Annotated in this window: 21 protein-coding genes; 12 read left to right on the top strand and 9 right to left on the bottom strand. The window is 53.8% G+C overall.

What is annotated here, in order from left to right; genetic code table 11:
* Positions 1-22: 22 nt before the first annotated feature.
* The 5 genes from P0H77_RS17540 to P0H77_RS17520 all read left to right on the top strand — a co-directional run bounded on the left by P0H77_RS17540 (position 23) and on the right by P0H77_RS17520 (position 5,899).
* Entirely contained in the window at positions 23-1,204 is a 1,182-nt protein-coding gene (locus P0H77_RS17540; protein WP_276165171.1) for an acetyl-CoA C-acetyltransferase, read from the top strand.
* 515 nt (positions 1,205-1,719) lie between these two features.
* A complete protein-coding gene (gene kduI / locus P0H77_RS17535; protein WP_276158566.1) occupies positions 1,720-2,556 on the top strand; it encodes a 5-dehydro-4-deoxy-D-glucuronate isomerase in 837 nt (278 codons plus the stop codon).
* A 60-nt stretch (positions 2,557-2,616) separates the two neighbouring features.
* The gene (gene kduD, locus P0H77_RS17530) at positions 2,617-3,378 is read left to right on the top strand and encodes a 2-dehydro-3-deoxy-D-gluconate 5-dehydrogenase KduD (protein WP_276158565.1); all 762 of its coding nucleotides are present in this window, start codon (positions 2,617-2,619) and stop codon (positions 3,376-3,378) included.
* Positions 3,379-3,693: 315 nt separating this feature from the next.
* Complete coding sequence (locus tag P0H77_RS17525; RefSeq protein WP_276158564.1) at positions 3,694-5,112, top strand: sugar porter family MFS transporter; 1,419 nt, start codon at positions 3,694-3,696, stop codon at positions 5,110-5,112.
* Between the two features lie 94 nt (positions 5,113-5,206).
* Positions 5,207-5,899, top strand: a complete 693-nt coding sequence (locus P0H77_RS17520; RefSeq protein WP_276158563.1) for an aspartate/glutamate racemase — start codon at positions 5,207-5,209, stop codon at positions 5,897-5,899.
* On the opposite strand, the gene P0H77_RS17515 is transcribed toward P0H77_RS17520, so the two are convergent.
* Entirely contained in the window at positions 5,886-6,812 is a 927-nt protein-coding gene (locus tag P0H77_RS17515; protein WP_276158562.1) for a LysR family transcriptional regulator, read from the bottom strand. The genes P0H77_RS17520 and P0H77_RS17515 overlap by 14 nt on opposite strands.
* A gap of 114 nt (positions 6,813-6,926) precedes the next feature.
* Between P0H77_RS17515 and lysA the strand changes: the two genes are divergently transcribed.
* Positions 6,927-8,189 (top strand): diaminopimelate decarboxylase, encoded by a 1,263-nt coding sequence (gene lysA, locus P0H77_RS17510; protein WP_276158561.1) that lies wholly within the window; start codon positions 6,927-6,929, stop codon positions 8,187-8,189.
* Here the strand turns inward: lysA and P0H77_RS17505 are convergent.
* The gene (locus P0H77_RS17505) at positions 8,150-9,196 is read right to left on the bottom strand and encodes a LacI family DNA-binding transcriptional regulator (RefSeq protein ID WP_276158560.1); all 1,047 of its coding nucleotides are present in this window, start codon (positions 9,194-9,196) and stop codon (positions 8,150-8,152) included. The genes lysA and P0H77_RS17505 overlap by 40 nt on opposite strands.
* A 301-nt stretch (positions 9,197-9,497) precedes the next feature.
* Here P0H77_RS17505 and P0H77_RS17500 point away from each other — a divergent pair, with 301 nt between their 5' ends.
* The 3 genes from P0H77_RS17500 to P0H77_RS17490 all read left to right on the top strand — a co-directional run bounded on the left by P0H77_RS17500 (position 9,498) and on the right by P0H77_RS17490 (position 13,145).
* Positions 9,498-10,832 (top strand): PTS transporter subunit EIIC, encoded by a 1,335-nt coding sequence (locus P0H77_RS17500; protein ID WP_276158559.1) that lies wholly within the window; start codon positions 9,498-9,500, stop codon positions 10,830-10,832.
* Between the two features lie 7 nt (positions 10,833-10,839).
* Positions 10,840-12,267 (top strand): glycoside hydrolase family 1 protein, encoded by a 1,428-nt coding sequence (locus P0H77_RS17495; protein WP_276158558.1) that lies wholly within the window; start codon positions 10,840-10,842, stop codon positions 12,265-12,267.
* A gap of 104 nt (positions 12,268-12,371) precedes the next feature.
* A complete protein-coding gene (locus tag P0H77_RS17490; RefSeq protein WP_276158557.1) occupies positions 12,372-13,145 on the top strand; it encodes an FCD domain-containing protein in 774 nt (257 codons plus the stop codon).
* Positions 13,146-13,170: 25 nt separating this feature from the next.
* On the opposite strand, the gene P0H77_RS17485 is transcribed toward P0H77_RS17490, so the two are convergent.
* The 4 genes from P0H77_RS17485 to galR form a co-directional block, all read right to left on the bottom strand.
* Positions 13,171-13,716 (bottom strand): hypothetical protein, encoded by a 546-nt coding sequence (locus tag P0H77_RS17485; RefSeq protein ID WP_276158556.1) that lies wholly within the window; start codon positions 13,714-13,716, stop codon positions 13,171-13,173.
* 5 nt (positions 13,717-13,721) lie between these two features.
* Complete coding sequence (locus tag P0H77_RS17480) at positions 13,722-14,477, bottom strand: hypothetical protein (protein ID WP_276158555.1); 756 nt, start codon at positions 14,475-14,477, stop codon at positions 13,722-13,724.
* Between the two features lie 153 nt (positions 14,478-14,630).
* Entirely contained in the window at positions 14,631-15,110 is a 480-nt protein-coding gene (locus P0H77_RS17475; protein WP_276158554.1) for an Hcp family type VI secretion system effector, read from the bottom strand.
* 210 nt (positions 15,111-15,320) lie between these two features.
* On the bottom strand, positions 15,321-16,328 hold the full coding sequence (gene galR, locus P0H77_RS17470; RefSeq protein WP_276158553.1) for an HTH-type transcriptional regulator GalR: 1,008 nt from the start codon (positions 16,326-16,328) through the stop codon (positions 15,321-15,323).
* A gap of 414 nt (positions 16,329-16,742) precedes the next feature.
* Here galR and aas point away from each other — a divergent pair, with 414 nt between their 5' ends.
* The gene (gene aas, locus P0H77_RS17465; protein ID WP_276158552.1) at positions 16,743-18,902 is read left to right on the top strand and encodes a bifunctional acyl-ACP--phospholipid O-acyltransferase/long-chain-fatty-acid--ACP ligase; all 2,160 of its coding nucleotides are present in this window, start codon (positions 16,743-16,745) and stop codon (positions 18,900-18,902) included.
* Positions 18,895-20,094: a lysophospholipid transporter LplT gene (lplT, locus tag P0H77_RS17460; protein WP_276158551.1), complete on the top strand. Its 1,200-nt coding sequence runs from the start codon at positions 18,895-18,897 to the stop codon at positions 20,092-20,094. The genes aas and lplT overlap by 8 nt, the downstream gene beginning before the upstream one ends.
* Positions 20,095-20,250: 156 nt before the next feature.
* Here the strand turns inward: lplT and P0H77_RS17455 are convergent, their stop codons facing one another.
* The 3 genes from P0H77_RS17455 to mutH form a co-directional block, all read right to left on the bottom strand.
* Complete coding sequence (locus tag P0H77_RS17455) at positions 20,251-21,291, bottom strand: NADP(H)-dependent aldo-keto reductase (RefSeq protein WP_276158550.1); 1,041 nt, start codon at positions 21,289-21,291, stop codon at positions 20,251-20,253.
* Positions 21,292-21,414: 123 nt separating this feature from the next.
* Positions 21,415-21,633: a YgdI/YgdR family lipoprotein gene (locus P0H77_RS17450; RefSeq protein WP_049838639.1), complete on the bottom strand. Its 219-nt coding sequence runs from the start codon at positions 21,631-21,633 to the stop codon at positions 21,415-21,417.
* A 130-nt stretch (positions 21,634-21,763) separates the two neighbouring features.
* Positions 21,764-22,459 (bottom strand): DNA mismatch repair endonuclease MutH, encoded by a 696-nt coding sequence (mutH, locus tag P0H77_RS17445; protein WP_276158549.1) that lies wholly within the window; start codon positions 22,457-22,459, stop codon positions 21,764-21,766.
* A gap of 680 nt (positions 22,460-23,139) precedes the next feature.
* On the opposite strand from mutH, the gene rppH reads away from it, so the two are divergent.
* A complete protein-coding gene (rppH, locus tag P0H77_RS17440; RefSeq protein ID WP_276158548.1) occupies positions 23,140-23,670 on the top strand; it encodes an RNA pyrophosphohydrolase in 531 nt (176 codons plus the stop codon).
* Positions 23,671-23,681: the final 11 nt, after the last annotated feature.

Genomic DNA, 23,681 nt, shown 5'->3' with positions numbered 1-23,681 from the left:
GGGGTTATTCGCTGAGGTCGACATGAAAGAGGTGGTTATCGTAGGGGCGGTTCGCACGCCCATTGGTTGTTTCCAGGGCACGCTGTCGCGCCTTTCGGCCGTCGATCTTGGCAGCACGGTCATCCGGGCGCTGATCGCGCGCAGCGGCATTGCGGCGCAAAATGTGGATGAAGTGATCCTCGGCCAGGTATTGACGGCAGGGGCAGGGCAAAACCCGGCCCGCCAGTCAGCGCTGAACGGCGGACTACCCAATACCATTTCGGCTATAACCATTAACGACGTGTGCGGGTCCGGGCTGAAGGCGCTGCATCTGGCAACCCAGGCAATCCAGTGCGGGGAAGCGGATGTCGTCATAGCCGGGGGGCAGGAAAACATGAGCCGCGCGCCGCATGTCCTGACCGACAGCCGCACCGGCGCACAGCTTGGAAACAGCCAGCTTATTGACAGTCTGGTCCACGATGGCCTGTGGGACGCCTTCAATGATTATCACATGGGTGTGACGGCAGAAAATCTGGCGCGCGAATATGGTATCAGCCGCGAGTTACAGGATGACTGGGCGCTACGATCTCAGCACAAAGCGCGTCTGGCTATTGATTCCGGACGTTTTAAAGATGAGATCGTGCCGGTTGCCACCGTGCGCGCCGACGGCACGAGCGTGCTGGTGGACACCGACGAACAACCGCGCACCGATGCCAGCGCCGAAGGGCTGGCCCGGCTGATTCCGGCCTTCGATCGTACTGGTTCGGTGACGGCGGGGAATGCCTCTTCCATTAATGACGGCGCAGCGGCCGTGATGATGATGAGTGAAGCAAAAGCGCAGGAACTTAATCTGCCGGTGCTGGCGCGTATCCGGGCCTTTGCCAGCGTCGGGGTGGATCCTGCCTTAATGGGGATTGCACCGGTTTACGCTACCCGCCGCTGCCTGGAAAGAGCCGGCTGGGCGCTGGGCGAAGTGGATTTACTGGAAGTGAATGAAGCCTTTGCCGCACAGGCCATTTCGGTCGGTAAAATGCTGGAGTGGGATGCCAGCCGGGTCAATGTTAACGGCGGCGCTATTGCCCTGGGCCATCCGATTGGTGCCTCGGGATGCCGTATCCTGGTATCGCTGGTGCATGAAATGATCAAGCGTCAGTCGCGGCGCGGCGTGGCCACGCTTTGTATCGGCGGTGGTCAGGGTGTTGCCCTGGCTATTGAACGCGATTAATTTTCCCTTCCCCCGGCCAAAAAAAAGCCCTCAGTCATCATGAGGGCAAAGGCCAGTTACAGAAGTTCTCATTTTCACTCATACGTTGCCACTGACAGGTAGCAATTGCCGTATTTAAAAGCTGAGTGTTAATTTATCGAAACATCGTTTCATAATCTGTGACGCTTAACGCATTTTGCAAGAATTTCCCTATAACAGCCCCCGTGCCTGCCGTTTCTGTGACGTGTAGCCAACCTGTCTTTATTTCTTTGCCACGTTTTAAGGCTCTGCCGCTTTTTTGTGAAGGTTATTTAACTGATTGTAATTTATGATTTTACCTTCTCATTCTCAGGGCTGGATCGCCCATTTTTGCGATCGTGGCGACATTTTCGAACTTTATTTGCAAAAAATTGAAACGTCGTTTTATTTATAATTGAAAAGACGTTTCAGGAGGGCTAAGATGGTGACATCAACAAAGCGAAAGAGCCTTTCGCTTCGCGGGCCAGTTGGCTCACCGGTTCTCTTCTGGAGGTAACGTGGACATCAGACAAAGCATCCACAGCGAACATGCAAAAACCCTTGATACTCAGGGATTGCGCAAAGAATTTTTAGTCGAAAACGTGTTTGAAGCCGATGAATACACCATGGTGTACAGTCACATCGACCGAATTATCGTTGGCGGCATTATGCCGGTGGCGAAGACGGTATCCGTGGGTGGCGAAGTGGGTAAACAGCTTGGCGTCAGCTATTTTCTGGAACGCCGCGAGCTGGGCGTAATTAATATTGGCGGCCCAGGCACGATTACCGTCGATGGCGTCTGCCACGAAATCGGTCATCGCGATGCGCTGTACGTCGGCAAAGGCGCGAAAGAAGTGGTTTTCGCCAGCATCGATGCGGCAAAACCGGCGAAGTTTTACTACAACTGCGCCCCGGCCCACACCACTTATCCCACCAAAAAAGTGACGCCTGCGGATGTCGCGCCGATCACGCTGGGGGATAACCTCACCAGCAACCGCCGCACCATCAACAAATACTTTATTCCGGATGTGCTGGAAACCTGTCAGCTCAGCATGGGCCTGACCGAACTGGCTCCTGGCAACCTGTGGAACACCATGCCGTGCCATACCCATGAGCGCCGCATGGAAGTTTATTTCTACTTCAATATGGATGAAGACACCTGCGTGTTCCACATGATGGGACAGCCGCAGCAAACGCGGCACATCGTGATGCAAAATGAGCAGGCGGTGATTTCTCCAAGCTGGTCAATTCATTCCGGCGTTGGCACCAAAGCTTATACCTTCATCTGGGGTATGGTCGGTGAGAACCAGGTCTTTGATGATATGGACCACGTAGCAGTAAAAGATTTGCGCTAGTCGCGCTGGCATCAGTCTATTTGCCTGTTGTGACAGGCTCTGAAAGATAAGGAACGAAAAATGATTCTGGAAGCATTTTCTCTGCAAGGTAAAGTCGCGGTGGTCTCCGGATGCGATACCGGTCTGGGACAAGGTATGGCGCTGGGTCTGGCCGAAGCCGGCTGTGACATTGTGGGTATCAACATCGTTGAACCGACAGAAACCATTGAGCGGGTAACTGCGTTGGGCCGCCGCTTCCTCAGTCTGACCGCCGATCTGCGCCAGATTGACGGCATTCCGGCACTGCTGGAGCGCGCCGTGGCCGAGTTTGGTCATATTGATATTCTGGTGAATAACGCGGGCCTGATCCGCCGTGAAGACGCGATCGACTTTAGCGAAAAAGACTGGGACGACGTGATGAACCTGAACATCAAGAGCGTGTTCTTTATGTCTCAGGCGGCAGCGAAGCATTTTATCGCCCAGGGCAAGGGCGGCAAAATCATTAACATCGCCTCCATGCTGTCGTTTCAGGGCGGCATTCGCGTTCCGTCCTATACCGCATCAAAAAGCGGCGTGATGGGCATTACCCGCCTGATGGCGAACGAGTGGGCGCAGCACAATGTCAACGTCAACGCGATTGCGCCGGGCTATATGGCGACCAACAATACGCAGCAGCTGCGTGCCGATGAGCAACGTAGCGCGGAGATCCTCGACCGTATCCCGGCGGGCCGCTGGGGCCTGCCGGGCGATCTGATGGGGCCGGTGGTGTTCCTTGCCTCCAGTGCCTCTGATTACATCAACGGTTATACCATTGCCGTAGACGGCGGCTGGCTGGCGCGTTAACCCTCGCAGCCAATATGTTTAAACCTCGCCCCACCGGCGGGGTTTTTTGTTTCTTATATAATCAAAGTCCATATACCAGTTAGCGTAATATCCATGCGTTTTCCAGCAGCTATTTCTGTATTGTTATTTAAATTAATATAAATCATAAAATTAAAAATAGTTTATTAAAGATAACTCTTTTTTAAAATTGTAATGTCCATCACATAACCTCGCCTCATAGCCATTTAATCCATATATACGCTTTTTCTTACCTGACAGCTCAATTGATTCATCTCGTAAATTGATTTCATCTTCTCTCGGTTCAGGCAGGAAAAAATGACTTCACTCAGCCACGAATCAACGGCGGTACCGCGCGCATTACGCGATACGCGCCGAATGAATATATTTGTTTCGGTGTCGGCAGCAGTGGCCGGACTGCTGTTCGGTCTGGATATCGGCGTGATTGCCGGGGCGCTACCGTTTATTACCGATCACTTTGTTCTCACCAGCCGGCTTCAGGAATGGGTGGTGAGCAGCATGATGCTGGGTGCTGCACTGGGCGCGCTGTTCAACGGCTGGCTCTCCTTCCGGCTGGGGCGTAAATACAGCCTGATGGCGGGAGCGATTCTGTTTATCGCCGGATCGCTCGGCTCAGCATTTGCGCCGGGCGTGGAAGTGCTGATCGCAGCGCGCATTGTGCTCGGGGTGGCGGTAGGCATTGCCTCCTATACTGCGCCACTGTACCTGTCGGAAATGGCCAGCGAAAACGTGCGCGGTAAGATGATCAGCATGTATCAATTGATGGTCACTCTGGGCATCGTGCTGGCCTTTTTGTCCGATACGGCCTTCAGCTACAGCGGTAACTGGCGTGCGATGCTGGGCGTGCTGGCGCTTCCGGCGATTCTGTTGATGATCCTGGTGATCTTCCTGCCTAACAGCCCGCGCTGGCTGGCAGAAAAAGGTCGGCATATTGAAGCCGAAGAGGTGCTGCGGATGCTGCGCGACACCTCAGAAAAGGCACGCGAAGAACTCAATGAAATCCGTGAAAGCCTGAAACTGAAGCAGGGCGGCTGGAGGCTGTTTAAGGTTAACCGCAACGTGCGTCGCGCGGTGTTTCTGGGCATGCTGCTTCAGGCGATGCAGCAGTTCACCGGCATGAATATCATCATGTACTACGCGCCGCGTATTTTTAAAATGGCCGGGTTTACCACCACCGAGCAGCAAATGATCGCCACGCTGGTTGTCGGGCTGACCTTTATGTTCGCCACCTTTATCGCTATTTTTATGGTCGATAAATCCGGGCGTAAACCGGCGCTGAAGATTGGCTTTAGCGTGATGGCGCTGGGAACGCTGGTGCTGGGCTACTGCCTGATGCAGTTCGATCAGGGCACCGCCTCGCCGGGCCTGTCGTGGCTCTCCGTAGGGATGACCATGATGTGTATCGCGGGCTATGCAATGAGTGCCGCGCCGGTAGTATGGATCCTGTGCTCTGAAATTCAGCCGCTCAAATGTCGCGACTTCGGCATTACCTGTTCAACGACGACCAACTGGGTATCGAACATGATCATCGGGGCTACCTTCCTGACGCTGCTCGACAGTATCGGCGCGGCCGGAACCTTCTGGCTCTACACGGCGCTGAATATTGCCTTTGTCGGCATCACGTTCTGGCTGATCCCGGAGACCAAAAACGTCACCCTCGAACATATCGAACGCAACCTGATGGCGGGTAAAAAACTACGCAATATCGGCAACTGATCCTGTTCGTTGCGGGAGCGCGCGCCAAAAGGCTGGTAAGTCGATGGCAACTTTGCTTCACTGTCGTTTTGGTGCGCGTGAAAGGATAAGTGAGATGAAAACCATTGGCCTGCTGGGCGGCATGAGCTGGGAATCAACGATCCCCTATTATCGTTTAATCAACGAAGGTATTAAGCAGCGTCTTGGCGGACTGCACTCTGCCAGCCTGTTACTGCACAGCGTCGATTTCCATGAGATCGAAGCGTGTCAGGCCAGTGGCGAGTGGGAAAAGGCCGGGGATATCCTGGCGCAGGCGGCGGTGGGATTACAACGCGCCGGAGCTGAGGGGATCGTACTGTGTACCAATACTATGCACAAAGTGGCAGAGCAGATTGAAGATCGCTGTTCGCTGCCGTTTTTGCATATCGCCGAGGCCACCGGGCGGGCGATTGCGAAACAGGATCTGCGGCGGGTGGCGCTACTCGGCACCCGCTATACTATGGAGCAGGATTTTTATCGCGGACGGCTGGCGCAGCAGTTTGCGATTGAAACCCCAATCCCGGAAGCGGAAGATCGCCTGCGTATCAACCAGATTATCTTTGATGAGTTATGCCTCGGTACCTTTACCGATGCCTCGCGCGATTACTATCTTCAGGTGATTCAGCGTCTGGCAGAGCAGGGCGCGGAAGGGGTGATTTTCGGCTGCACCGAAATTGGTCTGCTGGTTCCCGCCGAACTCAGCCCCCTTCCGGTGTTTGATACTGCCGCTATCCATGCGGCGGATGCAGTTGATTTCATGCTCTCTTAAGCATTGCCGCCAGCGGTGCGGTAATCCGTGGCAGACTGGCTTGCAGATGGTCGGTAAAGGCGTCCACCAGCGCCGAGGCCGGACGATGCAGCGGGCGGATCAGGCTGACGGTGAACGGCACGTCAATGCTAAAGGCCCGCACCGCCACGCCGGTTGCCGCATAGTCCAGCGCGGTCAGCGGGTTGACGACCGAGATCCCCGCGCCCGCTCGCACCAGCGCGCAAATTGACGCGGCGTTGTGCGTCTCCACCACCATCCGCCGTTTCACCTGATGGTCGCTGAATAAGGTATCCAGTAGCTGGCGATAGCTGTCGGTGCGCGACAGGCTGATGTAATTTTCACCGTGAAAATCGGCAGGCGTCAGTATGTCGCGGGCGGTTAAGGGATGATCCTGCGGCAATACGCAGACTTCGTTAAGCGTCAGCAGCGGCGTGCGTTCGGTGCCGGCTGGCGTATGCAGCGTTTCGGTCAGCCCGAGATCGTGGCGCTGCGCCGAGAGCCACTCTTCCAGCAGCGGCGATTCCTGCGGCACAATATTCAGGCTTACCTCCGGATAACGCGCCAGAAAAGGCGGGATCAGCACAGGCAAAAAAGACTGCGAAAACACTGGCAGGCAGGCAACGGACAGTTCGCCCTGGCGAAACTCGCGCAAACTTTCCGCGGCGCTGACAATGCGATCCAGCCCGTACCACGAGCGCTGCACCTCTTCAAACAGCCGTAATCCCTGCACCGTCGGATGCAGCCTGCCGCGCGAGCGCGTAAATAGCGTTAGCCCCAGCACCTTCTCAAAGCGCGCCAGTTCGCGGCTGACGGTCGGCTGCGAGGTGTGCAGCATCCGGGCGGCCTCGGTAAGATTTCCGGTGGTCATCACCGCGTGAAAAATCTCTATGTGACGTAAATTGACGGCGGGCATGGTGGCTCCTGAACAATAAGCCATATCATTTTTGCATAGACTGACGACAAAACGATATTTTTTATTCCTTTCTGCCTGTGGCGTAATGGAAAAAATCCCCGAATGGAGTCAACCATGCCGCGCGCTCTGCACACCACCGACAGCGATTTGAACGCTGAAAACCTGTTACGCTTACCCGCTGAATTCGGCTGCCCGGTCTGGGTCTACGATGCGCAAATTATCCGCCGCCAGATTGCCCTGCTGAGCCGTTTTGACGTGGTGCGTTTTGCGCAAAAAGCCTGCTCGAATATTCATATTCTGCGCCTGATGCGCGAGCAGGGGGTCAAGGTAGATTCGGTATCGCTGGGGGAAATCGAACGCGCGCTGGCGGCGGGCTACGATCCGCAGACCCATCCGGACGATATCGTATTTACCGCCGATCTTATCGACAGCGCTACCCTGGCGCGGGTGCATGAGTTGCAGATCCCGGTTAATGCCGGGTCGATTGATATGCTCGAGCAGCTCGGGCAGGTCTCGCCGGGCCATCGCGTCTGGCTGCGGGTCAATCCGGGATTCGGTCACGGACACAGCCAGAAAACCAATACCGGCGGCGAAAACAGCAAACACGGGATCTGGTACGGCGATCTTCCGGCGGCGCTGGCAACGATCCGCCAGTACGGACTGCATCTTATCGGTATCCACATGCATATCGGTTCGGGCGTGGATTACGGCCATCTTGAACAGGTCTGTGGTGCGATGGTACAGCAGGTAATTGATTGCGGTCAGGATCTGGAGGCGATCTCAGCAGGCGGCGGGCTGTCGATCCCTTACCGCGAGGGCGATGAGTCGATCAATACCGATCACTATTTTGGCCTGTGGAACGCCGCCCGGGAGCAGATTGCCCGCCATCTGGGCCATGCGATTAAACTGGAAATTGAACCGGGACGTTTTCTGGTGGCTGAATCCGGAGTACTGGTGTCTCAGGTGCGGAGCGTTAAAGCGATGGGCAGCCGTCATTTTGTGTTAATTGACGCCGGCTTTAACGACCTGATGCGTCCGTCCATGTACGGCAGCTATCATCATATTAGCGCGCTGGCGGCCGATGGCCGGAATTTGGACGCAGCCCCGCGGCTGGAGACGGTGGTTGCCGGGCCGCTGTGTGAATCGGGCGATGTATTTACCCAGCAGGAGGGCGGCAAAGTTGAAACCCGCGCGCTGCCAGCGGTCGCGCCGGGCGATTATCTGGTCCTGCACGATACCGGGGCTTATGGCGCGTCGATGTCGTCGAACTACAACAGCCGCCCGCTGCTGCCGGAAGTGCTGTTTGACGGTGGAAAAGCGCGTTTGATCCGCCGCCGTCAGACCATTGACGAGCTGCTGGCGCTGGAACTGTTCTGATTGAAATAGGGGCCCGTCGTGACGGAATCACGTAACACCAGTTTACCGGTGAACGGCGGGATTGGCTCCAGCGGCTGCCCGCCCACCAGCTTGATCGCCTGATCGATCGCCGTGATAATCATGGTGTCGATGGGCAGGTAAACCGTTGACAACCCCGGTTCCAGCCAGCGGGCGCTGGGGGCATCGTCAAAGCCGAACAGTGAAATATCCTGCGGAATATGCAACTCCGCCTGGTGCAGCGCTTTTGACGCGCCCAGCGCCATATCATCGTTGCAGGCAAACAGCGCGCTGAATTTCACCTCTTCCGCCAGCAGTTCCTGACAGAGCTCGTAGCCCCGCGTCATACTGGCATCGCCGTATTTGACCTTACGTTCATCCTGGGCAATACCGTGTTTTTCCAGCGCCTGGCGATAGCCCATCAGGCGCGCCTTGCCGGTTGGGGTATGGATCGGGACGGTGATGCAGGCGATGTCACGGTGACCCTGAGAAATCAGATACTCTACCGCCTGAAACGCGGCGTCCTGCTGCTCAAAGAATACACAGCGTTCGCGCGCGGAACTGACGTCGCGATTGATGATGATCAGCGGCATCGGCAGCGAGGTGATTAGCGAGGTCATCGTCTTTTCGCTCATAAAACGCGTATAGAGGACGATAGCGTCGCAGTGGCGATCGGCCAGCATCTGCACCGCCTGTTCTTCGCACTCCGGCGTGTCGTGACCGTCGGTCACAATCAACTGCTTACCATACGATTCCGTCTGGCGCGCCGCCTGTTGCAGCAGACGGCCAAAATAGAAGCCATCAAAAGTTGAGACCACCAGACCAATACTGTTGCTGGTGCGGTTGGCCAGCGAACGGGCGAGAAAGTTGGGGCGATAGCCCAGCTCTTCCATGGCCTTAAAAACCTGCTGACGGGTGCTCTCTTTAACCTGACCTGTGCCGTTCAGTACGCGGGAAACCGTCGCTTTCGACACCCCGGCGCGTAGTGAGACATCCAGCATTGTTGCCATTATTTGTTCCTGATGCCACATGATAGCCGCAGTTTAACATAGACATTGTGGGGAAAAAGGACGCGTGCTTCAGGATTGTACTTTGATCAACATTCACCCCGGGCGGAAATAAACGTATGCCCGACTGAGAAAAATTTGGTATGCCAATATAAAAATAACTGGCTTATCTGGAATGCCTCTATTCACATTGCGACCACAATCACAGAACTTTTTCCTGCACATGACTATTTTTGGTATGCCAAATGGGCGCGAGCTGTCCCCATTTCGATAACAGGTCCCTAAAATTCTGAGGTAATACCCGATGGCATTTCAGGAAAAAATGATCGACTCGCTGGGCAGTTTTGCGACTAAATTCAACAGTTATCGCTACATCATGGCGATCAAATCCTCCTTCATCACGCTGATGCCGGTGATCATCGTTGGCGCATTTTCGGTGTTAATTTCCAACATGGTGCTGGATCCTAAAAACGGTCTGGCCAGCTTCCAGTCGCTCTCTTTCCTTGCCGCGCTCAAACCTATTACCAGCGCCATTAACTATGCCACGCTGAACTTCCTCAATATCGGCGCGGTGTTTTTGATCGGTATTGAGCTGGGCCGAATTAACGGTATTAAAACGCTCTTTCCCGGCCTGCTGGCGGTGATCTGCTTTATCTGCGTCACGCCGACCACTGTGGAGATGATGGTTGACGGACAGATGCACGAAGTCAAAGACGTGCTGCTGCGCCAGTTCTCCGACACCCGCAGTCTGTTCCTCGGCATGTTTATCGCCATTCTGTCGGTTGAAATCTACTGCTGGCTGGAAGGGCGTCCGGGGCTGAAGATCAAAATGCCGGACACCGTGCCGCCAAACGTCTCCGCCTCGTTTTCGGCGCTGATCCCGGCGATCATCACTACCACCGTGATTGCCACCTTCGGCTTTGTGTTCCATCAGATCACCGGTATGTACCTGTACGATGCGGTATACCAGGTCGTGCAGCAACCGCTGGAGCGGGTAGTGCAAAGCCTGCCGGGGATCCTGCTGCTGATGTTTGTCGCCCAGTTGTTCTGGGTGATTGGCATTCACGGCAACCAGATGATCAAACCGATCCGCGAGCCGCTGCTGCTGGGGGCGATCACCGTCAATATGAGCGCCTTTGAACAGGGCAAAGAGGTGCCGAATATCATCACCATGCCGTTCTGGGATGTGTATATGAGCATTGGGGGTTCCGGCCTGACCATCGGCCTGCTGATCGCGGTGATGATTGCGACTAAACGCAAAGAAATGCGTGAGATCGCCAAACTTTCTATTGGCCCTGGCCTCTTTAATATCAACGAACCGGTGATTTTCGGCATGCCGATCATGCTCAACCCGATTCTGGCGATCCCTTTTATTATCACGCCGCTGGTCACCGGATCTATCGGCTATTTCGCCACCGTCACCGGGTTTGCCGGAAAAGCCGTGGTGATGGTGCCGTGGACCACGCCGCCACTGATTAACGCCTGGCTTTCTACCGCGGGTTCAATGGGCGCAGTGGTCACTCAGCTTATCTGCATTATTACGGCGGTGATTATCTACCTGCCGTTTGTCAAAATCGCTTCCCGCCGCGCGGAGCAGGCGCAGTTGCTGAGCGAACAGCAGGCTGCCGCTACTAAATGAGGATCTTATGAGTACGAAAACGTTAACCATTCCTGAGGATTTTATTCTGGGCGCGGCGGCTTCTGCCTGGCAGACCGAAGGCTGGAGCGGCAAAAAGGAAGGGCAGGACTCCTGGCCCGATCTCTGGTACAAGAACGATCGCCACGTCTGGCATAACGGCTACGGTCCGGCGGTGGCGACCGATTTTATCAACCGTTTCCGCGAAGATGTCGCGCTAATGAAGGAAGCGGGTCTGACTCACTATCGCACCTCGATTAACTGGTCGCGCTTTTTCACCGATTACGAAAACGGCATCGTAGACGAAGAGTACGCCGCGTATTACGACCGGTTGTTTGATGAGATGCAGCATTACGGCATCGAGCCGATGATTTGTCTGGAACACTATGAGCTGCCGGGCTATCTGCTGGAAACTTACGGCGGCTGGGCGTCGAAAAAAGTGGTCGAGCTGTACGTGTTGTACGCGCAAAACGTATTCGAACGCTATCATCAAAAAGTGACGCGCTGGTTCACCTTCAACGAGCCGATCGTGGTGCAGACGCGGGTTTATCTTGACGCGCTGCGCTGGCCGTATGAACAAAACACCGGCACCTGGATGCAGTGGAATCATCATAAAACGCTGGCGACGGCAAAAGTGGTGAAGCTGTTTCATGAGAAAGGGTATCGCGGCACGGTAGGCTGCATTCTCAATCCGGAAGTGACGTATCCGCGCTCGCGGGCAGCGCATGACGTGCGGGCCGCCGAGGTTTACGATCTGTTTTATAACCGGGTGTTTCTCGACCCGCTGGTTCACGGCGAATATCCCCGCGAGCTGTTCAGGCTACTGGAGCAGCATAATGTCGCGTGGGATTACACCGCGGACGAGCTGGCGATTATTCGTGACAACACCGTGGATGAGCTGGGTATTAATCTTTACTACCCACACCGCGTGAAAGCGCCGTCCCGTGCCTGGCATCCACAGACGCCGTTCCATCCGGCGTATTATTACGAGCCTTTTGACCTGCCCGGTCGACGGATGAACACCTCGCGCGGCTGGGAGATTTATCCGCGCATTATTTATGACATGGCGATGCGCATTAAAAATGAGTACCGCAATATACCGTGGTTCGTGGCCGAAAGCGGGATGGGCGTGGAGAATGAAGCGCAGTACCGTAATGCGCAGGGAATCATTGACGATGATTACCGCATCCGTTTTATCAGCGAGCATCTGTATCAGACGCTGCTGGCGTGCGGGGACGGGGCAAACTGTCAGGGCTATATGCTGTGGGCCTTTACCGACAACGTCTCGCCGATGAACGCGTTTAAAAACCGCTACGGACTGATTGAAATCGATCTTGATAACCACCGCGCCCGGCGGGCCAAAAAATCCGCTTCGTGGTTCCGCCAGCTGCGCGAGGGTCGCCAGCTTACGCTGACCATTGATGATGAGGATAAGTAGCCTCATCGCAGAAGTGAAAACCCCGAAACGGCGTGAAATTTGGTAAACTTGTCCGCGTCCGGGCCTTCCCGGACGTTAACGTCAACGTATGCACAGGTGATAGTGTGGAGAAGGCCCTCGTCCCGCCGGAAAAGAAACCTTACCAGGAAATTGGTGAAGATTTACGCGCACAAATCGTGCAGGGGTGCTACCCTCCCGGTTCGCGGCTGCCGCCTGAGCGTAATATCGCCGAAACCTATGGCGTCAGCCGAACTATCGTGCGTGAGGCGCTGCTGATGCTGGAGCTTCAGGGCACGGTTGACATCCGCCAGGGCTCCGGCGTTTACGTCATGCGCGTGCCCTGTGAAGAGCAAAATGAGGAAGAACGCCTGCTTGACAGCGACGCCGGGCCGTTTGAAATCCTCCAGGCCCGACAGCTGCTGGAAAGCAACATCGCCGCCTTCGCCGCCCGCATGGCTACCCGCGCCGATATCGATAATCTGCGGCGGATCATCGAGCAGGAACAGCGAGCGATCGCCACCAACGATACCAGCCAGGACAACAGTAAGATGTTTCATCTGGTGCTGGCCGGCGCGTCACAAAACCAAATGCTGCTGATGACGGTGGAAAACATCTGGCACCAGATGGACGGTAACCCGCTGTGGCAGCAGTTTAACGCCCATATTGCCAGCCGCGCCTATCGTCTGAAATGGCTGGGCGACCGCCAGACTATTCTTGCCGCCTTGCGCCGCCGCGATGTGATGGGAGCCTGGCAGGCTATGTGGCAGCATCTCGAAAACGTCAAAAACAGCCTGCTGGAATTGTCCGACGAGGATGCGCCGGATTTTGACGGCTATCTTTTTGAGTCGGTACCGATTTTTCAGGGGAAGATGATGTGAGGCTGGACAGTAAACCGTTCGGCTATCACTTAAGTACCTTGTCAGAAAGCTTCTGCAACGGAGCGTGAAGAAAATCAGGTAACTGCCATTTTGGTTCTTTTATAGTCTGGCAAATTGATGTGTCCTTAACAAAATAATATTTGAGGTATATGTTTTCTTTATCACAGGGCGTATAGGATGTGAAAACCAGTATGATAAAAATAATGGGTAGCTGTAATGCGTAGATGAGTAGCCCCAAAGCGGTTATTATCACAGGGAACCATGTAAGCTTTTCTACGCGCTCATATAACTTAAGTTTGGTGTTTTTCTTTTTTTTCTTTTTATTATTCGGCGCTTCATTTTTTACCAAAGCATAAATAAATAGCCAGTAGAACAGACTGCTGCCAAATAAAATACAGAAATAATTTCCATCAAACCAGATAATATCACCATGTTTGAAGATGGAAAGCATATCACCATGAGGCATGGCAAGTGCAAACCAAATGACACCCATAGACATTGCCAGGGAAAGTATTCTCGCGCAAAAGAATATGAATTTGTGCCAATAAATATCCAGCGATTCCCTGGTCATTGCGGCTAGTTCCTCGCATTGTAATACAGATACAATTCATGGGGCAGATGTTGCCGATGCCATTCGCGGATTTTAAATTCCTCTTCCAGGGCCTCGTGAATTTTTAGTTTTAATGATGCTGAAACGCCATAATTATCATCGAGAACATTTAATCCAACATTGAGAATGGCGCCTATAATAATGACTACTCCTGCTGCAACGATGACGGTAGCGCCAAGTAATACTGCAATCCCGCCCGCCACAAAAGCGATCCCTGCTGACACCAGCGCTTTTGCCGCATCCATCGGAATATCCACCAGAAAATCTACCAGGGTATAATCCTCTTTAAAGATCAGCTCGATACCTCGCCAGGCAAGAGAGAAAAGAATACAAAATCGTGCACCCTTGATGAGATTATAAAACCGGCCGCGAGTACCAATAGCTAACTCCACCATCTGCGGGTGCATGGTGCCATAGCGCGTGCCTTTCAGTATGCGCCGTAAACCAGGATAGCCAGTAATTTTAATATAGGTGACGCCGTGAAGTTTATAGACTTTTGCGTTAATACTCAGGCATTTGTAGTTCAGTACCAGGCGGTCGGCCTCATTATACCAGGTGCTTAATTTACTGATATTGCGTGAGCCATCCCATAAATCCTTTATGTTGCCTGGTCCCAGTCGATAACTGAAGAAAAAGTCTACCTTACCGATCAGATCGCTGAGGATCTGGTGTGCTTCCTCCAGCGTCAGTAGCATAAAATAGTGCGTATTATCGCGCAGCATCTGCTCCAGTACCGGGATATCTTCCAGGTAAGGATGAGTGGGCACCGGCTGGTTTATTCGCTCGCTTCCGTTAAGTATACCGCCCATATAGTCGGCCCAGGAACGGTCATTATTGTTTCTTAATCCCGCCATTGACGTCACTCCATGAGAACATTACTGAATCCGATCGCTCCAGAAGCTAAACGCACTGGTTTTTGCAGTACAGTGCTCCCAGCCGATGGATTCATAACTGAAGGCAACTTTTTCCTGAATCTCTCCGCCGGGCTCCAGCATCGTATGAGGCAGAACAAAATCAATATCCATTATCCGTGCCTGGCTTAACGTGAGCTTGTAAAACAGCTCATTCATTCCTGACCTATTGGTGCGGTAGACCTCTATGACGCAGGTCAACTCCTCATTTTCTGATATGGCTTTTCCTAATAACGGTGAAGACTTATCGACGGGTTTAACAACCACTATCTCATGATGGTTCACATTCATATCTCTGGAGATATTATGAGTAATGGCGTATACCATGATCTGATCGATATGGGAGGGCTGCCCTTTATTGCCAATGGAGTCCAGAGAACAACAGCCAGCAGAAATCAGACCCTGTGATTTTCCATTTATTGAAATATATGCAATGTTCGCCATATATATTCCTTGGATTTATTGATTATCTTTATTGGTTATCGGTGTTATTTATAAGGATGTATTAATTTTGCATTCTTTTAGAAATTAAAAACAGGCAGATTGTGCGATTACTGGTACGCAGAATGGTTATTTAAGAAGATTGTTTAAGGAGTAATATTAATGGTTTCATTAATAAATAGCGGCAATGAACTTGTCATTGCCGGGCAGGGATTAATTGTCGTTCAGCGTACTCACCGATTGCCGACGTACCAGCGTCGGATTAAATAAATGCGTAATTTCCGGCAATGGTCGGTTTTCAGACAGCGCCAGCGCCAGCTCTGCGGCCTGGGTCGCCATCGTTACAATAGGGTAGCGCACGGTAGTCAGGCGGGGACGCACGTAGCGAGAGATCAGCACGTCATCAAAACCAATCAGCGATATTTCGCGCGGGACGTCGATGCCGTTGTCATTGAGCACGCCCATTGCACCGGCGGCCATCGAATCGTTATAGCAGGCAATCGCGGTGAAATTTTTGCCACGGCCCAGCAATTCCGTCATCGCCTGTTCGCCGCCGCTCTCGTCCGGCTCGCCGAACGTGACCAGCCGATCGTTGGCGGGCAGACCGCTCTCTTTCAGCGCGTCGTAGTAGCCCTGAAGGCGATCTTCTGCATCGGAAATCGCGTGATTCGAGCACAGGTAGCCGATACGGGTATGGCCCTGCTGGATCAGATGGCGGGTGGCAAGCCAGGCACCATAACGATCGTCCAGTGCGACGCAGCGATCTTTATAATCCGGCAGAATACGGTTGATCAACACCATGCCGGGGATCTGCTTCATCAGTCCCACCAGCTCGGCATCGGGGATCATTTTGGCATGAACCACCAGCGCCGCGCAGCGATGGCGCATTAACTGTTCAATAGCCTGACGTTCTTTATGCTCGTCGTGATAGCCATTGCCGATCAGTAAAAAATTACCGGTATGGTAGGCCACCTGTTCGACGGCCTTCACCATGGCACCAAAAAAAGGATCGGATACGTCTCCGACGACCAGACCAATGGTTTCCGTTGCCTGCTGTGCCAGCGCGCGTGCATTGGCATTCGGATGATAAGACAGAGATTCCATTGCTGCCAGCACCGCCTGACGAGAGGTATCGCTGGCTTTAGGCGAATTATTAATAACGCGTGAAACGGTGGCGACAGAAACGCCTGCGAGTCGGGCTACATCTTTTATGGTCGCCATACTTTGCCTTAGTGGGTAAACGTTTACATCACAATAAGTTTTACGGAAAAACGGCGCTTCTTCAAGAGGATTAACTTAACATGCCCGACCGCAGCGGCCTGTGATCGCCGTCAGTAATGTTAGCGTTACTGTCATTCATTTTGATGATGAAACGAGAAAAAGCTAATTAATACCTTTGGTTACACTTTGCGCAAGGATGTTGCGATTGACCGCTGGTCGGCTCACGTTGAGGGTTGCTACTCTGATTATCCCAGAGGTATTGATTGGTGAGATTTTTCGGTACGACCTTCGTACTTAACTCTTACACCGACCTGCGCAGATGCGCAGGTTTTTTTTCGCCTCCATTTTGCTGGCGCGCCTGTTATGCTATTCCTTTAGCTTGCACACCTTCATTATCATGCAAAGGGAGTTGATATGCTTTTGGGCTTTTTTCGCCAGCTGTTTCAAATCTTGTTCCGGGTAAAAGTCACCGGGGACGCGCGTGCGCTACATCAGCAAAAAATACTGATTACCCCTAATCACGTCTCCTTTATTGACGGTATTTTACTGGCGCTGTTTCTTCCCATTCGTCCTACTTTCGCGGTCTATTCCTCTATTAGTCAGCAGTGGTATATGCGCTGGCTAAAGCCACTGATTGATATCGTGCCGCTCGACCCGACCAAACCGATGTCCATCAAGCATCTGGTACGACTGATTGAGCAAGGAAAGCCGGTCGTCATTTTTCCTGAGGGGCGTATTTCCGTTTCCGGATCGTTGATGAAGATTTACGACGGCGCCGCGTTTGTCGCCGCGAAAGCGGGCGCAACAATTGTACCGGTGCGTATTGAAGGAGCCGAGCTCACCTTCTTTAGCCGTCTGAAAGGGCTGGTCAAACAGCGCCTGTTCCCGCGTATCGCTATCCACATCCTGCCGCCGACTCACATCCCGATGCCAGACGCGCCGCGCGCCCGCGACCGCCGCAAAATGGCGGGCGAAATGCTGCATCAAATTATGATGGAAGCGCGCATGGCAGTGCGTCCACGCGAAACGCTGTTTGAAGCGTTGCTTTCCGCGCAGTACCGCTTTGGCGCGGGTAAGCACTGCGTGGAGGATATTAACTTCCAGCCGGACAGCTACCGTAAGCTGCTGACCAAAACGCTGTTTGTGGGGCGTATCCTGGAAAAATACAGCGTGCAGGGCGAGAGAATCGGCTTGATGCTGCCTAACGCGGGTATCAGTGCGGCGGTAATCTTCGGCGCGATATCGCGTGGCCGCGTACCGGCGATGATGAACTATACGGCTGGCGTCAAAGGGCTGACCAGCGCGATCGTTGCCGCAGAAATCAAAACGGTCTTCACCTCGCGTCAGTTTCTCGATAAGGGCAAACTGTGGCACCTGCCGGAGCAGCTTAAGCAGGTCCGCTGGGTTTTTCTTGAAGATTTAAAAAGCGAGGTCACGACGGCCGACAAGCTGTGGATTTTTTCGCATTTGCTGATGCCGCGGCTGGCGCAGGTAGCGCAGCAGCCGGAAGATGCGGCGGTGATCCTCTTCACTTCAGGTTCAGAAGGCAATCCGAAAGGCGTCGTTCACAGCCATAAAAGTATTCTGGCCAACGTTGAGCAGATCAAAACGATTGCTGACTTTACCGCCAACGACCGTTTTATGTCGGCGCTGCCGCTGTTTCACTCCTTCGGCCTGACCGTAGGGCTGTTCACGCCGCTGCTGACGGGCGCAGAAGTATTCCTGTATCCGAGTCCGTTGCATTATCGCATCGTGCCGGAGCTGGTTTACGACCGCAACTGCACCGTGCTGTTTGGTACCTCAACTTTTCTCGGCAACTATGCCCGCTTCGCCCATCCGTATGATTTCTTCCGCCTGCGCTATGTGGTGGCGGGCGCGGAAAAATTGCAGGAGAGCACGCGTCAGCTCTGGCAGGATAAATTTGGCCTGCGCGTGCTGGAAGGCTACGGCGTTACCGAATGTGCGCCGGTGGTTTCAATTAACGTGCCGATGGCGGCGAAACCCGGCACCGTCGGGCGTATTCTGCCGGGTATGGACGCGCGTCTGCTGGCGGTGCCGGGTATTGACGAGGGTGGAAAGCTGCAACTTAAAGGGCCGAACATTATGAGCGGCTACCTGCGGGTGGAAAACCCTGGCGTGCTGGAAGCGCCGACGGCGGAAAACCACAATGGTGACGTTGAAACTGGCTGGTATGACACCGGTGATATTGTCGCTTTCGACGAGCAGGGTTTTGTGCGTATTCAGGGCCGGGCTAAACGCTTTGCCAAAATAGCGGGCGAAATGGTGTCGCTGGAGATGGTTGAACAACTGGCGCTGGCGGTATCGCCTGACAAAATGCACGCTACGGCCATCAAGCAGGATGCCAATAAAGGTGAGGCGCTGGTGCTCTTTACCACCGACAGTGAGCTGGCACGCGATAAACTGCAACAGCATGCCAGAGCGAATGGCGTTCCCGAACTGGCCGTTCCACGCGATATCCGCTTTATTAAGCAGATGCCGCTGCTGGGCAGCGGTAAGCCGGATTTCGTCACCTTAAAAAGCATGGTTGATGAGGTGGAGCACGCCGATGAGTGAGTCCGTACACACTAACACTTCACTGTGGTCGAAAGGGATGAAGGCGGTGATCAGCGCCCAGTTTCTCTCGGCATTCGCAGATAATGCGCTGCTTTTTGCCACCCTGGCGTTAATGAAGGAGCTGTTTTATCCGGACTGGAGCCAGCCCGTTCTGCAAATGGTGTTTGTAGGCGCTTACATACTTTTTGCCCCTTTTGTGGGGCAGATTGCCGACAGTTTTGCCAAAGGACGGGTGATGATGTTTGCCAATGTCCTGAAACTGATTGGCGCGGGCAGCATCTGCTTTGGCATCAACCCGTTTATCGGATACACGCTGGTTGGCGTGGGAGCGGCCGCTTACTCACCGGCCAAATATGGCATCCTCGGCGAACTGACCACCGGCGACAAGCTGGTGAAAGCGAATGGTCTGATGGAGTCCTCCACCATTGCCTCCATTCTGCTGGGATCGGTTGCGGGCGGTGTGCTGGCGGACTGGCACGTGATGGCGGCACTTGGCGTCTGCGCCGTGGCCTATGCCGGGGCGATTGTCGCCAATGTGATGATCCCGAAACTCCCCGCAGCGCGCCCCGGTCAGTCGTGGCGCTTTACCCCCATGACCCGTAGCTTCTTTAACGCCTGCCAGGTACTGTGGACTAACCCGGAAACGCGTTTTTCACTGGTTGGTACCAGCCTGTTCTGGGGCGCTGGCGTAACGCTGCGTTTCCTGCTGGTGCTGTGGGTGCCGGTCGCGCTGGGCATCGTGGATAACGCCACGCCAACCTATCTGAACGCGATGGTAGCGGTCGGTATTGTCGTTGGCGCTGGCGCGGCGGCGAAGCTGATCACGCTGGAAACCGTGGCGCGCTGTATGCCTGCCGGCATTTTGATTGGCGTGGGCGTGGTCTTTTTTGCTCTTCAGCATAGCCAGTTGCCCGCTTATGGGCTGCTGCTGTTAATCGGTGTCATGGGCGGCTTCTTTGTGGTGCCGCTGAATGCGCTGTTGCAGGAGCGCGGCAAGAAAACCGTCGGCGCGGGGAATGCTATCGCGGTGCAGAACCTCGGTGAAAACAGCGCCATGCTGTTGATGCTGGGGCTGTATTCGCTGGCGGTCAAAGTGGGTGTGCCGATTGTCGGCGTGGGCGTTGGGTTCGGTGCCATCTTTGCGCTGGCGATTAGCGCGCTGTGGATTTGGGGGCGACGCCGCAAAGGGTGAACTGGCGCGTACGCTTAGGGTGGGCGCAATGCCGGATGGCGCTGCGCTTATCCGGCCCGGGAATATTACCTCTTCAGACCTGGCGAGTGGGTTGTAATGCCGCGTTATCAGGCAGTTGTAGGCCCGGCAAGCGCAGCGCCGCCGGGCATATCACGCTTACGGTGCCGGATAGGTATACACCTGATGCACTGCCTCAATCTCCGCCAGTACGTCTTCGCTTAACTCAAGATGCAGGCTTTCCACATTGGCCCTGAGCTGTTCCATCGTCGTCGCTCCCAGCAGCGTGCTGGCGACGAACGGCTGGCGGCGAACAAACGCCAGTGCCATTTGCGACGGGTCGAGACCGTGGCGTCTGGCAATATCCACATAAGCGGCAACCGCTTTCTGCGCCTGTTCGCCACTGTAGCGGGTAAAGCGGCTAAACAAGGTATTCCGCGCGCCCGCAGGTTTCGCGCCGTTAAGGTACTTGCCGCTCAGCGTGCCGAATGCCAGGCAGGAATAGGCCAGCAGTTCGACGCCTTCAAACTGGCTTACCTCGGCCAGACCCACTTCATAACTGCGGTTCAGCAGGCTATACGGATTCTGGATGGTCACAATGCGTGGCAAATCGTGCTTGTCGGCCAGATGCAGATAGCGCATTACGCCAAACGCGGTTTCATTCGACACCCCAATGTAGCGAATTTTCCCGGCACGCTGATATTCGGTCAGCGCTTCCAGCGTCTCCAGCAGGGAAACCACCGGCGCGGAATCCGTCCAGCTATAGCCGAGTTTGCCAAAACAGTTAGTGGCGCGCTGCGGCCAGTGAACCTGATACAAATCGAGATAATCGGTTTGCAGGCGCTTCAGGCTCTGATCAAGCGCTTCACGGATATTTTTACGATCCAGGGCCTGATTCGGGCGAATACCGCTGTCGCTATTGCGACTCGGACCGCTCACCTTTGAGGCGATAACCAGTTTTTCACGGCTGCCATGCTTCGCCAGCCAGTTGCCGACGTAGGTTTCCGTCAGTCCCTGCGTTTCCGGACGCGGCGGGACAGGATACATCTCAGCGACGTCAATCAGGTTAATACCCTGACTCACGGCATAATCAAGCTGTGCATGGGCGTCGGCTTCGCTGTTTTGTTCACCAAACGTCATGGTGCCCAGCCCCAGGGTGCTAATCTCAAGCGAACTGTGGGGGATACGGTGATAGTGCATAGCCGAATTCCTTTTTTAAGTCACGTCAGGTGCTTCCCGACGAAGGAATATAAAAATGGCAGAGGCAAAGAGAAAGGGAAAGTAAAAAATCATAAAGGTCAGCGGATGGCTGACCTTCAGCAATTAACGTTCAATAATTTGTGAAATTTCATCGCGGTTAATTTGTACCGAATTACCCTGCTGATCGTGGTAGCTCACCAGCCCGGTATCATTATCAACTTCCGGCTTGCCGTCGGTAAGGATCATTCGACCATCTTTGGTTGCCATGACATAGTCGCTGCTACAGCCTGATACCACGCAGGCTAATCCTACAGCTGAAATCAATACTCCCCATTTTTTCACCTTTTTTCCCCTCATCTGTTCAGGACTGTTATCAGTCTAGTAATAACGCAAAAGGTCGGCAGAAAAAAAGCAGTAAAATCTTAAATCATAAGGATATGGACGCCGATCAAGAAAATCAGATCGTTATGCCTCACTGGCGGGTCAGTAAAAAATGACGTGCCAGCAGAGCGGCAGTAAAATTTTTCTTCAGATAAAAGCCGCGTGGCAGAGTGAGTATCGGTTCTCCGCGTGCGCCAATGGCTTCCGTCAGCGCCCGGCTATTAGCGGCTTTCGGGCGCAGCTGTAGCACCTCGCCGTGACGGGCGGTAATGCGCTCTACCTGGCCGAGCACGATCAAATCCATCAGTTCTTCCCAGTCCATTCGTAGCTGGCTGTCTTCCTCTTCATTTGGCGTCCACAACAGCGGCGAACCGACGCGACGCTCGGCCAGCGGAATGGTGCGCTCACCTTCAACCGGGATCCACAGAACCCGCTGCAGCTTGTGGCGAACGTGGCTGGTTTCCCAGCTTACGCCGCTATTGCCGGTCAGAGGGGCGACACAAACAAAGGTGGTCTCCAGTGGACGCCCGCGACGGTCTATCGGGATGGTTTTCAGCTCCACGCCCAGCGCGGCAAAATCCTGTTCCGGTTTGCTCCCGGCGCTCGCACCCAGCCAGACTTCCAGCAGTACGCCAATCCAGCCTTTATCCCGTTTGAGATCCTGCGGAACAGGCAACCCCGCCAGTGCCGCCAGTTCGCCCAGCGAGTATCCGGCAAGCCGCTGCGCCTGCGTTAATAACTGCGCTTGCGTTTGCGGTGGAGCGATCAGCGGCGAGAGAGAAAACATAATCACACCCTTGGTTAAAAAATGAACAGTGATGTTACCCACTGTGCACAGAGTTTAGCTTTTTCTTTTTTGCGACAACAGCTCTATGATTTCTGGACGTTTTTTTTACGCCTCTTTTCTGGTGACGGCTTCCAGAAAAAGGTTTTCCAAATCTGGTCACTGGCAATGAACAGGATCTTACACCATGTTATCCACAGAAAAATGGGATAACTGTTAAAAACCCGCACTACTGTTTCCATTTACAGCCTTGACGTATGACGAAAATCGAATTTTTACACAAAAAGTGACTAACTTATTGGCACAATCTGTGGATAAAACCCACGCTGTTCGATCTTTCATCAGCGTGCCGATCGTCCGCGTGATATACATCACACTTTTGCTTTTCTCATGCCAGGTTAGCTGGTTAATCTGTTGAATATAAGCGAGTTAATGCCACAGGCTAAAATCGCGGTATTCGGAGTAGTCTGGGTTTTCCCACGTTAATTCCATACTTCTTCACAACTCTATCCACAGAAAAAGTGAATAAAATGGCCGTTTGCACCTTCCGGTTGTTTATAACTTCAAGAATTTTTGTGAGTTATTCAGTCGTTATCCGATTATTCTCCTGTAAGAGAGTGGTTTACCGTTTCCGGCGAGTGTGAAACAATCATTCACATTGAAGATGAGTTTGAGGTAGTCCGGTGATTGATGACGATGGCTACCGCCCGAATGTGGGTATTGTAATCTGTAACCGCCAGGGTCAGGTCATGTGGGCACGGCGGTTTGGTCAACACTCCTGGCAATTCCCTCAGGGGGGAATTAACCCAGGAGAGACAGCCGAGCAGGCGATGTACCGGGAGCTGTTTGAAGAGGTTGGGCTAAGCCGCAAAGATGTGCGGATCCTGGCATCAACCCGCAACTGGTTGCGTTACAAGTTACCGAAACGTTTGGTGCGTTGGGACACAAAGCCGGTTTGTATCGGCCAAAAACAGAAGTGGTTTCTGTTGCAGTTAATCGGCAACGATGCGGATATCAATATGGACACCAGCAGCACGCCAGAGTTTGATGGCTGGCGCTGGGTCAGTTACTGGTATCCGGTACGTCAGGTAGTCTCGTTTAAACGCGACGTCTATCGTCGGGTGATGAAAGAATTTGCCGTCATGGTGATGTCGCTTCAGGAGAGTGCTCCTAAGCCGCAGCCCGCGCCGGCATGGCGACGTAAAAGAGGTTAAGCCACGCTTAT

This window comes from Superficieibacter sp. HKU1 (assembly GCF_029319185.1).
GTDB lineage: Bacteria > Pseudomonadota > Gammaproteobacteria > Enterobacterales > Enterobacteriaceae > Superficieibacter.
The sequence above is the reverse complement of the archived record's forward strand: the minus strand, read 5'-3'. Positions and strand labels throughout refer to the sequence as shown.